11 protein-coding genes are annotated in these 12,543 nt (G+C 55.7%); 5 read left to right on the top strand and 6 right to left on the bottom strand.

The genetic code is table 11. The annotated features are described in order from the left end of the window. Positions 1–2: 2 nt before the first annotated feature. From UF64_RS18990 to UF64_RS18970, 5 genes are all read left to right on the top strand, one after another. A complete protein-coding gene (locus UF64_RS18990; RefSeq protein WP_082049902.1) occupies positions 3–1,295 on the top strand; it encodes a glycerate kinase in 1,293 nt (430 codons plus the stop codon). Between the two features lie 32 nt (positions 1,296–1,327). Next, positions 1,328–2,410, top strand: coding sequence for a tartrate dehydrogenase (locus UF64_RS18985; protein ID WP_044830168.1), 1,083 nt, complete (start codon positions 1,328–1,330; stop codon positions 2,408–2,410). A gap of 299 nt (positions 2,411–2,709) precedes the next feature. Continuing rightward, positions 2,710–4,200 (top strand): SulP family inorganic anion transporter, encoded by a 1,491-nt coding sequence (locus tag UF64_RS18980; RefSeq protein ID WP_200892704.1) that lies wholly within the window; start codon positions 2,710–2,712, stop codon positions 4,198–4,200. Positions 4,201–4,217: 17 nt separating this feature from the next. Further along, positions 4,218–5,072 (top strand): universal stress protein, encoded by an 855-nt coding sequence (locus UF64_RS18975; RefSeq protein ID WP_044830167.1) that lies wholly within the window; start codon positions 4,218–4,220, stop codon positions 5,070–5,072. 157 nt (positions 5,073–5,229) lie between these two features. Then, positions 5,230–6,285, top strand: a complete 1,056-nt coding sequence (locus UF64_RS18970; protein ID WP_044830166.1) for an alpha/beta fold hydrolase — start codon at positions 5,230–5,232, stop codon at positions 6,283–6,285. Here the strand turns inward: UF64_RS18970 and UF64_RS21035 are convergent. The 6 genes from UF64_RS21035 to UF64_RS18940 all read right to left on the bottom strand — a co-directional run bounded on the left by UF64_RS21035 (position 6,245) and on the right by UF64_RS18940 (position 12,520). Continuing rightward, complete coding sequence (locus UF64_RS21035) at positions 6,245–7,369, bottom strand: AraC family transcriptional regulator (protein ID WP_052657707.1); 1,125 nt, start codon at positions 7,367–7,369, stop codon at positions 6,245–6,247. The genes UF64_RS18970 and UF64_RS21035 overlap by 41 nt on opposite strands. Before the next feature lie 137 nt (positions 7,370–7,506). Next, entirely contained in the window at positions 7,507–8,103 is a 597-nt protein-coding gene (locus tag UF64_RS18960; RefSeq protein ID WP_044830284.1) for a hypothetical protein, read from the bottom strand. Between the two features lie 144 nt (positions 8,104–8,247). Further along, the gene (locus UF64_RS18955) at positions 8,248–9,219 is read right to left on the bottom strand and encodes an Hsp33 family molecular chaperone HslO (protein ID WP_044830165.1); all 972 of its coding nucleotides are present in this window, start codon (positions 9,217–9,219) and stop codon (positions 8,248–8,250) included. A 150-nt stretch (positions 9,220–9,369) separates the two neighbouring features. Next, the gene (argF, locus tag UF64_RS18950) at positions 9,370–10,287 is read right to left on the bottom strand and encodes an ornithine carbamoyltransferase (RefSeq protein WP_044830283.1); all 918 of its coding nucleotides are present in this window, start codon (positions 10,285–10,287) and stop codon (positions 9,370–9,372) included. A 22-nt stretch (positions 10,288–10,309) separates the two neighbouring features. Further along, on the bottom strand, positions 10,310–11,467 hold the full coding sequence (locus tag UF64_RS18945; protein ID WP_044830164.1) for an aspartate aminotransferase family protein: 1,158 nt from the start codon (positions 11,465–11,467) through the stop codon (positions 10,310–10,312). A 243-nt stretch (positions 11,468–11,710) separates the two neighbouring features. Then, entirely contained in the window at positions 11,711–12,520 is an 810-nt protein-coding gene (locus tag UF64_RS18940) for an ABC transporter permease (RefSeq protein ID WP_044830163.1), read from the bottom strand. Between the last annotated feature and the right edge of the window lie 23 nt (positions 12,521–12,543).

Here is a 12,543-nt window from a genome sequence, read left to right as displayed (position 1 = left end):
AGATGAGGACACAAAAAGAAGCGCGGCTCAATGACCCTGCATCAATCAAACATTTTCTGATTGATCTGTTTCAAACCGCTGTTGATGCAGCTAACCCTCAACTTTGCCTACCGCCCTTTATCCCGAAACCGCCAAAAGGGCGGACCGTTGTTATTGGCGCGGGCAAGGCGTCCGCCAAAATGGCGCAGACTCTTGAAAAATACTGGACTGGTGAACTTTCGGGGCTTGTGATTACGCGTTACGGCCACGCTGTGGACACCTGCAAAATCGAAGTCGTCGAAGCATCCCATCCGGTTCCGGATGAAGCCGGGCTGCAGGCTACGCAACGCATCAAGGAGTGCGTGAAGAACCTTACCGAAGACGATCTCGTGATCTGTCTGATTTCAGGCGGGGGATCAGCGCTTTTGGTCGATCCAATACCCGAAATCCGCCTTGAAGAAAAACAGGCGATCAACAAGGCGCTGTTGAAATCAGGCGCATCAATTGACGAAATGAATTGCGTTCGTCGCCATCTATCAACAGTCAAGGGCGGCAAGCTGGCAGCACTTTGCCACCCGGCACGCGTGGTTTCGCTCATGATCTCCGATGTTCCAAACGACAGGTTTATCGATATTGCTTCGGGACCAACAGTTGCCGATCCGACAACCTGCGCAGACGCGCTTGAGGTCATAACCCGATACGGCATTCCAGTACCGACCGAAGCGTTGAACGCCCTGCGTTCAGGTAAGGCCGAAACAATCAAACCCGATGATCCCAGACTATCGAACACAGAGGCCCATTTGATCGCAGCCCCGCAAATGGCACTTGATGCCGCCGCAGAAAAGGCACGCTGTGCGGGTGTTGAAGCTATGATTCTTGGCGACTCTTTGGAAGGTGAAGCATCCGAACTCGGACGATCTCTCGCCGGAACAGCAAAGCATGTCGCATCGCGCCGCCATGTAAATGACCGACCTTGCGTCTTGTTGTCGGGTGGCGAAACCACCGTCACCGTGAAGGGTTCGGGGCGCGGCGGCCGAAATGTCGAATTTCTGTTGGGACTAATCATAGAACTCGATAGCGCACCGGGCATTCACGCGGTCGCGGGCGACACCGACGGTGTTGACGGGCTCGAAGAAATTGCTGGCGCATATATTTCTCCTGATACCTTGTTGCGTGGATCACTTCTGAACATGGACGCAAAGGCGTATCTTGCCAATAATGACGGCCACAGTTTTTTTGAAACACTCGAAGACGGAATCATTACTGGCCCGACCCTAACCAATGTGAATGATTTCCGGGCAATCCTGATTGTCTGAAAGCAATCAAAATCGCGACGAAGGAAAACATCGTGACACGCGCCACCCACAAAATAGCAGTCATCGCCGGCGACGGCATCGGCACCGAAGTCATGCCCGAAGGCATCCGCGTGCTCAAAACCGCGGCCGAGATTTTTGACCTCGACCTGACCTTTGACGAGTTCGAATTCGGTTCCTGTGACTATTATCAAAAGCACGGCAAAATGATGCCCGATGACTGGCGCGCGCAAATCGAAAATCATGATGCGATCTTCTTTGGCGCCGTCGGTTGGCCCGACACCGTGCCGGATCATATTTCGCTTTGGGGATCTTTAATCCAGTTCCGTCGAGATTTTGATCAGTATGTTAGCCTGCGTCCGGCCAAACTGATGCCCGGTGTGCCATCCCCGCTTGCCGGTCGCAAACCGGGCGATATTGATTTCTATGTCGTGCGCGAAAACACCGAAGGCGAATATTCCTCGGTCGGCGGCAAGATGTATCCGGGTACGGACCGCGAAATCGTCATTCAGGAAACCGTCATGTCGCGCACCGGCATTGATCGCATCCTGAAATACGCGTTTGAGCTGGCCCAGAAACGCCCGCGCAAACATCTGACCTCGGCGACCAAATCAAACGGCATTTCGATCACCATGCCCTATTGGGATGAACGCGTGATCGAAATGGCGAAAAACTATCCCGATGTCAGCTGGGACAAATATCATATCGATATTTTGACCGCGCAGTTCGTCATGAACCCGGATCGCTTTGATGTTGTCGTCGCCTCAAACCTGTTTGGCGATATCCTGTCTGACCTTGGCCCGGCCTGCACCGGCACCATCGGCATCGCACCATCGGGCAACATCAACCCGGAACGCAAATTCCCGTCGCTCTTCGAACCGGTCCATGGCTCCGCCCCGGATATCGCCGGCAAGGGTATCGCCAACCCGATCGGCCAGATCTGGTCAGGTGCGATGATGCTTGATCACCTGGGTCATACCGACGCACATGACGCGATCATGAAGGCCATCGAAACCGTGCTTCTCGATGAAAACCTCCGCACCGCAGATCTTGGTGGTAAGGCCAACACGGTTACCTGTGGAGAGGCAATCGCCAAGGCACTTCTCGACAACGCCTGATTTCTGGCCTGCCGAAAGATATCGCGAAACATCGCCTGATCCCCGCCAACCGGGGATCAGGCTTTTCTTTTGGTCATGGCAATAGCCCGACAAAGACATGGCAAGCTTCCCCGTCCCACGGTTGTGCAAAATCTTAAATTGGTATAGGTACAGCCTGCTGCGACGCAGCAACGGACAGGATGGTCTTGGGGAGACCTGTCGCTGAATTTCCGGCTGACGGATCATGAAGACCGCCTGATGACATTCCAGCCCGGGGACAATCCATTGCAAGATCGGGCTAATGGAGACGGAGACTTTCTGTGAATAGCGATTTTCTGCCGCGTTTGCGGGCTGAATGGCTTGGCAACATTCGCGCCGATGTGCTTTCGGGCCTCGTCGTTGCACTGGCCCTGATCCCTGAGGCCATTGCCTTTTCCATCATTGCCGGTGTTGACCCGAAGGTCGGGCTGTATGCCTCCTTCTCGATTGCCGTGATCACCGCGATCTTTGGCGGCCGACCGGGCATGATTTCGGCTGCCACCGCCGCCACCGCCGTTCTGATGGGATCGCTTGTCCGCGAACATGGCCTTGATTACTTGCTGGCGGCGACCGTTCTGGCCGGTGTGATCCAGATGCTGGCCGGTGCGCTACGCCTTGGCAATCTGATGCGCTTTGTCTCCAAATCGGTGATGACAGGCTTTGTGAACGCACTCGCCATCCTGATCTTCATGGCACAGCTGCCCGAACTGATTGGCGTTTCGAACATGACCTATGTGATGGTGGCCGGCGGCCTTGCCATCATTTATCTGTTCCCGCGCATCACCAAGATCATCCCGTCCCCGCTGATCTGCATTCTGGTGCTGACGGTAATTTCGCTGTTCATCGATGCGGACTTGCGCACTGTTGGCGATATGGGCGCACTGCCTGATGCCTTCCCGGCGATCTATCTGCCCGATGTGCCGCTTAATCTTGATACCTTCCTGATCATCCTGCCCTATTCGGCGGCGGTCGCGGCAGTCGGTCTTCTGGAAAGTCTGATGACCGCCCAGATCGTTGATGATCTGACCGACACCACGTCCAACCGGACCCGTGAATGCTATGGTCAGGGCATCGCCAACTTCTTTACCGGCTTTATCGGCGGCATGGCCGGTTGTGCGATGATTGGCCAGTCGGTGATCAACGTCAAATCGGGTGGTCGTTGCCGCCTGTCGACCTTCCTTGCCGGTATCTTCCTTCTGATCCTGATTGTGGTTCTGGGCGATCTGGTCGCGATCATTCCGATGGCGGCCCTCGTTGCAATCATGATCATGGTCTCGATCGGGACGTTCAGCTGGTCCTCGATCAAGGATCTCAAAGACCATCCGCGCAGCTCGTCCATCGTCATGCTGGCAACTGTCATCACCGTTGTCGGTTCGCACAACCTTGCGATCGGTGTTCTGGTTGGTGTGCTGCTGTCGGGTATTTTCTTTGCCTGGAAGATCGCGCAGATTTTCCGCGTTACCAGCACGCTTTCGGATGACAGCACGCATCGTACCTATGAAGTGCGCGGCCAGATCTTCTTTGCCTCGGTCGAAGACTTCACCAAGGCGTTTGATTTCCGCGAAGCGCTCGATAAGGTCACCATTGATGTCAGCCACGCGCATATCTGGGACATTTCAAGTGTTGCCGCCTTGGATATGGTCGTGCTCAAATTCCGCCGTGAAGGGGCCGAAGTTGAATTGATCGGTCTCAATGAAGCCAGCGAGACAATTGTCGATAAACTGGCCATCCACGACAAGCCCGGCGCGCTTGACCGCCTGATGGGCCACTAGGAACAGGGGAACGATCCATGACACATCTGATCGCACTGATTGACGGATCAGGCTATTCGCAAAGTGTATGCGACCTTACCCGCTGGGTGGCCGAACGCACCGAAGCATCGGTTGAACTGATGCATGTGCTGGGCCGACGCAATACCGATTCCGAACCGGCTGATCTCAGTGGCAATCTCAAGCTCGGCGCACGTTCCGCTTTGCTCAAGGAGCTGGCTGATCTGGACGAGCAGAAAAACAAGCTCGAACTCAAACGCGGTCGCCTGCTGCTTGAAGAAGCCAAAACCGGGCTTGAGGAACAGGGCCTTGGTTCCGTCACCACGAAGCTGCGCCATGGTGATCTGATCGAAACCATTGCCGAATTCGAAGACACTGCCGATCTGATCCTGGTGGGTAAACGCGGTGAGGCGGCTGACTTTGCCAAGATGCATCTGGGTTCGAACTTGGAACGTGTTGTGCGCTCTGCCAAGAAACCGATTCTTGTCGCCTCGCGCGCGTTCAAGCCGATCAACAAGTTCCTGATTGCCTTTGATGGCGGCGAAAGTGCGATGAAGGCCGTGCGCCATATCGCATCGGGCAAGCTGTTTACCGGCCTGCCCTGCACGCTGCTTTCCGTTGGCAAGCCGAACGGCAATCTGCAGGAAAAGCTTGATGAAGCTGCCGCGATCCTGCGCAAGGCAGGCTACGAGGTTGATGCCGGCTTTGCCCCGGGCGAACCGGAAGACGTCATCAAGGACAAGATCGAAGCGGAAAATATCGACCTTCTGGTCATGGGCGCCTATGGCCATTCGCGCATCCGCAACCTGATCATCGGCAGCACCACCACCGAAATGGTCCGGTCCTGCCATGTACCCGTGATGATGTTCCGCTAGAAACATCCTTCAATCACGAAGTCCGATTTAAGGCCCCGGTCACCTGTCCGGGGCCTTTTTCTGTGCCGAAAAGGTCCTAGATCGCGTTCGAGGACGCCAGAACCTCTCCAAGCAGTGAAACTCCGCGCATCATTTCATCTGGTTTGAAGGATCAGGCATGTTGCGTTTTACCTTTCACACACTGGCCGCTTTGGCCTTTCTTGTTCTTGCCATCCCGTCGCATGCATCGACCAATGCCGTTGGCTTTCGCGAAATCACGATCGCAGCAACAGAAGGTGACCGGGCATTGGCCGGTGCAATCTGGTACCCGACCACGGACACAAACCCGGTAACGCCTGTTGGCGAAAACCCGGTCTTTTTCGGTCAGATGGTGCAACCTGACGCCAAGACTATGAACGGACGCCATCCATTGGTCGTCATGTCGCACGGCTTTGGCGGCAACTGGCGCAATCAGGGATGGCTTGCCGTCGCACTTGCCCGTGCCGGTTATGTGGTGGCCGCAATCAACCATCCCGGCACCACCAGCCGCGATGTCACCGCCGAAGTCGGCTCGAAATTGTGGCTCCGCCCGCGCGATATCAGCCACCTGATTACATCGCTTTCCGACAACCCGATATGGGCACCTTATCTCGACACAGCCAACATCACGGTCATCGGGCATTCATTGGGCGCATGGACCGCCCTTGAACTGGCCGGGGCACGAATGGATATGGATCTGATCGATACCGATTGTGCACAAAACCCCGAATTCGCCGCCTGCGATGGCATTGCCACCCTTGAAGTCGGTCGCAAGACCGCTGATCGGAAAAATCTGGCAGCCAACCTCAAGGACGAACGGATCGGCGCTGCCATCTCGCTTGATATTGGTCTTGCGCGCGGCTTCACCCCCGAAAGCCTGGCCGCCATCGACATCCCTGTGCTGGTGATTGCCGCCGGTTCGCCCAATCCAAAGATCCCCAAGGATCTTGAATCAGGCTATCTCATCCGTTACCTGCCAGCAGATCTGCGCCAGTACCATGTGCTGCCCGGGGCCGCGCATTTCACGTTCCTTCCGGAATGCAAACCAAATGCCGCAGCACTGCTTGAAAGCGACGTTCCCGGTGATGGCATCATCTGCCTTGATGGCGACGATCAGGCAGATCGATCAGACCTGCATCAGCAGACCATCACCCTCATTCTCGACTTTCTCCGTCAGCGAGAAACAGCTTCCTGATTGGACCGAAATCTTTACCGGCATCAGGGTCCGGGTCCATGGCGCGAAAGGCCCGTGGCACCATGCCGGTGATCCGTGCGAATTCGCGGTTAAAGTTTGATTTGGTCTGAAAGCCGCAATCAAACATGATCTCGGTCACCGGCTTTTCCGTGCTGTGCAAAAGCAACTGCGCCTCAGCAATCCGGTATTCATTGACGATCTGCGATACATTGCGCCCGAAACGACGGTTTATCGCCCCGGAAATCTGGCGTGCCGGTATCACAACACGGCGCGCCAACCGATCCAGTGTCAGATCGGGGTCGCGATAGAGATGCTGGTCTCTCATCACGTCATCAATCGCGGCAAGGATCACATCATCATCAGCCATATCCTTGTTGGCTTGATGATCATCCTGTCTATCGGACTGGGCAGGCTCCGCTACTGCATCAGTCAAACTCACGCTCGCTGGGCTAAACCGCTCCAGGCGAACCATCAGCATGGCAAGCACCACCAGAACAACCAGCTGCGCATAGCTTACAATCGCGGCTGCATTCGTGCCCTTCGTGATGCTGAAATCAATGGCGATCAATCCATCCACCAAGGCAGAAAAAATCAGCGCCCCGCCAACCACGGCGACAATTCCGCGCACCGATCCGACATCACCCAGTCGCGCCTGTGCAAAACGCTCCTCGCCCCGACTAGCCAGAACCAAAAGGGCAATACCATATCCGGCAAACTGCAACGCGATCAGGAAATCGACCGGTATATGGAATTTTCTCCAGGTCAAAATGGATACAAATATCACTACGACCGGGACAACATGCAGCCACTTCCATCGGGACCGTGATGTTTCCTGCGCCCCGAGTGCGGCAAAGCATGCCCAGGCAATTGGCGGCAGCATGGCTGCAAATAATGGCCGCAAGAACCGAAATGCCAGCACATCAAACTGCCACCGCAACCCGACCATCATCACCAGCGCCAGACTGGCCGCGACGAATATCCGCATGCTGCGCCCGATGGGTCCGCCCGGCCCGCGCAAGATCAACCGCACCAGCAAAATCGCCAGTAACAAGGCAACAACAAATGGCAGGGGGATTTCAAACATGGGACGCGGCACAAGGTTGCAAACGGCAAAGATAACCTGATGTTTGTCCCGCGTGTCGCATTGGCAGGCAACAAAAAAAGACCGCGGGACTTACATCACCGCGGCCTTTGGGTTTCAAATCCCGGTCTGGGCGCCGATCAGTGCAGCAGGAAGCGACCCAGATTGTTGTTGATCTGGCGTTCCAGTTCGCGGTCGAGATCCATCAGAAGTGCGGTTGTTTCGTCATAGATCGCCTGTTCGCGTTCCGAGACCGACATCGATTCAGAAAGCGTGCGCGACCGGGCGGCCATGGCACTGACTTCGCCCTTCTGCACGCCATTGGGGTCAAGCAGCTCAAGCTTGGCTGCGACCTTCAGGTCGATCTTGTCGGACTGATCGTCGGTAAAGACACCCTTGATACCCTTGGTGGTTTTAAGCGCGTTCGAGGTCACCGATGCCTCGGTCACGCTATAGCGCAGCATGTCGCTTGTGCCCGCCGTCTGGATGCGGTCATCGGGCCAGTTCATTGCCATGCGCCCCAGATTGAACGGCAAAGCGGATTCAAGCGACCCTTCACCGCCGGTCGACCAGGCCCCGACCTTCTCAATCGGACCAGCAGCAAAGACAATCGGATCAAGATGGCGCCATGTCACATCGGGATAGGTCGCAATCGGGCCGCTTGTGCAAGCTGCCATCAGCGCAAGTGCAGCCCCGGCAACAACGGCGCGCAGGCCCTTGATGGACAAAACCGTCATGTCTTCGATCTCCTTTGCTTGTTCGCGCAAATACATAAAAAACAACGCCACCATGGCGTGTCAGGACGATGATCCTGTCATGGTGACGTTGCTTTATGATTAAGGCAAGGCTGTGACGCGCACATTCCCCGCGATGGCAGCTTGCTAGATCTTCGGCGATGCCGCTTCGGGATCATCTGCCTTGAGCGCTCGCAGATCAGCCTCGTTAAAGCCATAGCGCGTGTTGCAGAACTGGCACGATACGCCGACCTCGCCGGTATCGTCCTCGCGCATCGACAGAAGCTCCTCAAGCGGATAGGTCACAAGCGCGCCTTCGATCTTCTCGCGCGAGCAACGGCATTTGAACTGAAGCCCGGTCTGCTCAAACACGCGCGGTTCCTCGTCATGGAACAGACGCCAGATCAGGTCATGGGCGGACAGCGAGATATCAACAAGCTCGTTCTCCGTCGCACTCGCCATCAGAATGGTCGAACGGTTCCAGTCTTCAGATACCTTTTCGGCCTCTTCCGGGGTGGCCGCATCGCCCGATGCGCTGACCGGCATTTTCTGCAGGAACAGACCACCAACCCACCAGTCATCGGCACTCTCGCCGCGATGAACTTCGATCTTGAACGATGTTTCAAGCTGTTCGGACTGGCGGAAATAGGCTTCGGCACATTGCGCCAACGTCTCGCCCTCAAGCGACACAATCCCCTGATAGCGCTCATGCTCGTCGCCCTGATCGACCGTAAAGGCAATATGCCCGCGTCCCATCAGTTTCAGGACCTGCCCACGAAGCGCCTCTTCGCCGCCTTCTTCGGCCGCGATCATCGCCTTCAGGCGCTCTTCATCAACCCGCAGGCAGGCGCGCACATTGCCATCACTATCAACATCGACCACCAGCATGCTGATTGGCCCGTCCGAGCTGGTCTGAAGGGTAAACAACCCGTCATATTTCAGCGACGAGGACAGCAGCACCGCAAGACCGATGATCTCGGAAAGCAGATGGTTGGCAAGCGGCGGATAACTGTGCTGGCCGATGATGGTCTGCACCGTCGGGCCAAGGCGCGTGAAGCGGCCACGGATATTGGAATGATCCAGCGTGAAGGGCTGGCAAAAATCGACAGCGATCTGCATGTTCGTTTTCCGGCGTTTTAAAAGTTTGAGGCCGTATATCAATACCAACCCCATGAGTCGAGGTGCTTTAAAAGCCACCCCATGCATAGCAAAAGGGCGGCCATCGCCGCCCCTTTTTCAAATTCATAAAGCCTTATTTAGTCACAAGGCTCAGGATGGCAAGCCGTTAAAGCAGTATAGCAGAACGCCTTTCTGTGCATGCAGGCGGTTTTCCGCCTCGTCAAACACAACCGACTGCGGACCATCAATCACCGCGTCGGTGACTTCCTCGTTCCGGTGGGCGGGCAGGCAATGCAGGAAGATCGCGTCATCCTTGGCCTGTGCCATGGTTTTTTCATTGATCTGATAGGGCGAAAGGGCTGCCATGCGGGCATCGTAATCCTCATCGCCCATCGAGACCCAGCAATCCGTGACCACAACATCAGCACCCTCAAGGGCACTATCCATATCGGTCAAGCGAACCTTGCCGCCCTCGGCATTGGCGGTTTCAATCATGCCCTGATTGGGGCGATATCCCGCCGGGCATGCCATATCAAGTGCAAAGCCGAATTTCGGCGCGGCATGAATAAACGATGCAGAGACGTTATTGCCATCACCAACCCAGGCAAACTTGAGGCCCTCAAGCGTGCCTTTATGTTCCTTGACCGTCATCAGATCGGCCATGATCTGGCACGGGTGGCTCTGATCGGTAAGCCCGTTAATCACCGGCACCGTGGCATATTTTGCCATCTCCAGAAGCTTGGATTCATCGGTGGTGCGGATCATGATCGCATCAACAAAGCGCGACAGAACGCGCGCCGTATCGGCAATGGTTTCCCCGCGGCCAAGCTGGCTGCTGTCTGAATCAAGGGTCACGACATCACCGCCAAGCTGGCGCATGCCAACTTCAAACGAAACCCGCGTACGGGTCGACGGTTTTTCAAAAATCAGCGCCAGCGTCTTGCCAGCCAGCGGCTTGGCACCAAACGGTGCATTGCCGGCCTTTTCAGAGTCGCCAAGGGCGAGAATGTTCTTAAGCTCGCTTGCCGACATCTTGTCGAGATCGAGAAAATGGCGAATATCAGTCATCATAAGTCTTCCTTACGCGCCCTTATTTACCAAGGGCTGCCGCGGCTGCATCAATGGCAACCAGCGCTTCGTCAACATGGGTTTTGGTGATGTTCAGTGGCGGAATGATACGCACCACATTGTCACCCGCGGGCACCGTCAGAAGGTTGAACTCGCGCAGTTTGGCGACAACATCAACATTGGCCGGTTTGGTTTTCATCCCCAACAAAAGGCCCATGCCACGCACTTCTTCAATAAAGCCCGGATGCTTGCGTTCAATCACCTCAAGGCCATCGATAATCAGGCGGCCCATTTCAAGAACATGGTCCATGAAACCGGGACGTAGAACCTCGTCCAGCACCGCATTGGCGGCCGCAGTCGCAAGCTGGTTGCCACCAAAAGTCGTGCCATGCATGCCCGGTGAAAACGCCGCTGCTGCCTTTTCATTGGCAAGCAATGCGCCAATCGGGAAGCCACCGCCAAGTCCCTTGGCCGAGGATACGATATCGGGCACCATGTCCGACCACTGATAGGCAAACAGTTTGCCTGTGCGGCCAATACCGGTCTGAACTTCGTCAAACATCACCAGCATGCCGAACTCATCGGCCGCCTTGCGCACACCCTCAAGATACCCTTCCGGTGCACGGCAAATGCCGCCTTCACCCTGGATCGGCTCAAGGATGATCCCGCCGGTATTGGGCGTGATCGCATTGCGCAATTCATTAAGGTTGCCAAAAGCCACCCGGTCAAAACCATCGGGCATCGGGCCGAAACCCTCGCGGTATTTTTCGCTGTAACCTGCGGTCAGCGTCCCAAGCGTTCTGCCATGAAACGCATTGGTCGCAACCAGAATGCGGTTCTTTTCCGGATGGCCCGACACATGCTGATAGCGACGCAGCATCTTGATGCCCGCCTCGTTGGCCTCGGCCCCCGAGTTACAGAAAAACACCGTATCGGCAAAGGTATTGGCAACCAGCCGCTCGGCCAGTTTCACCTGACCGGGCATCTGATAAAGGTTCGAGGTATGCCAAAGCTTGCCAACCTGCTCGGTCAGTTTTGCCACCAGATGCGGATGGGAATGGCCAAGCGTATTGACCGCGATCCCCGACCCGAAATCAAGGAATCGTCGGCCGTCCTGCGCATAGAGATAAGGTCCTTCACCTCTCTCAAAGGCCAGATCGGCCCGCGCGTAAGTCGGCATGACGGGAGTAATCACTTTTCCATTCCTTATTTCGGGTAAAATTCACGTTCCTGACCACATGGTCAGCATCCACAGAATACTGCGAAGCCGGGGAGTATCAAGAGATTCCCTCCCCCTGTCAACGGCGCAAAACCCCGTAGATCACCACCATCATCGCAACTGCGAAAAGCAAAACGGGCGACACCGCAAACCCGATGCCGCCCGTTTTGATATTTCGTCGGCCCAAAAGCCGATTTCGCGGCCCTAGGCCTTAAGCTTGTACCCGCTCTTGATCATGCGATAGCACAGCATCCAAAGGGCTGCATTAACCAGTGCTAGCACAACAACACCGGTCATGATCGTGCCGTCCGAAATCCCGGTAAAGCCATAGCGGAACCCGTCAATCATGTAGAAGAACGGGTTGAAATGCACCAGAACCTGACCGGCTTCCGGCAGGCTTTCCGCACTGTAAAACGTCCCCGAAAGAAACGACAGCGGGGTGACGACAAAGTTGGTCACAACCGCGATATGGTCAAACTTCTCGGCCCAGACGCCACCGGCAATCCCCAAAAGCGACAGCATCAGCGATGCCGAAATGCCGAAATACAGGATCGCCCAGATGTTATGGATCGCGACATCAACAAAGAATGACATGAAGACCGCAGTCACCACACCAACAACCACCCCGCGCGTTACCGCGCCAAAGGCAAAGCCGGCAACCATTTCACCAGCTGATAACGGCGGCATCAGGATATCAACAATGTTGCCCTGAACCTTGGCGATCGTGATCGAGCTTGATGTATTGGCAAACGCGTTTTGCACCATGGTCATCATGATCAGACCGGGTGCCAGGAAGGTGGCAAACGCAATACCATTCACCGTTTCAACGGCACGGCCAAGGGCCAACAGGAAAACAGCAAGAAACAGCAGGCTGGTCACGACCGGCGCTGCAACGGTTTGCAAATATACATTTAAAAACCGGCGGACTTCTTTGGCATAAAGTGTCCAAAGCCCAAGCCAGTTCACAGCCCCCATATGACGCGGGGCAAGAGCACGTTGCTCTGACTTGTTCATGGAATTTCCTTCGGAAAAATGCA

Origin of the sequence: Thalassospira sp. HJ, from assembly GCF_000948415.1 — a bacterium.
Taxonomy (GTDB): Bacteria; Pseudomonadota; Alphaproteobacteria; order Rhodospirillales; family Thalassospiraceae; genus Thalassospira.
This window is presented reverse-complemented; position numbering and strand designations above follow the sequence as displayed.

Bases quoted from the DNA above. Each gene is read 5' to 3' on its own strand.
- UF64_RS18940 (WP_044830163.1), bottom strand. From the start codon at position 12,520: ATGAACAAGTCAGAGCAACGTGCTCTTGCCCCGCGTCATATGGGGGCT.
- UF64_RS18945 (WP_044830164.1), bottom strand. From the start codon at position 11,467: ATGCCGACTTACGCGCGGGCCGATCTGGCCTTTGAGAGAGGTGAAGGA.
- UF64_RS21035 (WP_052657707.1), bottom strand. From the start codon at position 7,369: ATGTTTGAAATCCCCCTGCCATTTGTTGTTGCCTTGTTACTGGCGATT.
- argF (WP_044830283.1), bottom strand. From the start codon at position 10,287: ATGACTGATATTCGCCATTTTCTCGATCTCGACAAGATGTCGGCAAGC.
- UF64_RS18970 (WP_044830166.1), top strand. From the start codon at position 5,230: ATGTTGCGTTTTACCTTTCACACACTGGCCGCTTTGGCCTTTCTTGTT.
- UF64_RS18975 (WP_044830167.1), top strand. From the start codon at position 4,218: ATGACACATCTGATCGCACTGATTGACGGATCAGGCTATTCGCAAAGT.
- UF64_RS18955 (WP_044830165.1), bottom strand. From the start codon at position 9,219: ATGCAGATCGCTGTCGATTTTTGCCAGCCCTTCACGCTGGATCATTCC.
- UF64_RS18960 (WP_044830284.1), bottom strand. From the start codon at position 8,103: ATGACGGTTTTGTCCATCAAGGGCCTGCGCGCCGTTGTTGCCGGGGCT.
- UF64_RS18990 (WP_082049902.1), top strand. From the start codon at position 3: ATGAGGACACAAAAAGAAGCGCGGCTCAATGACCCTGCATCAATCAAA.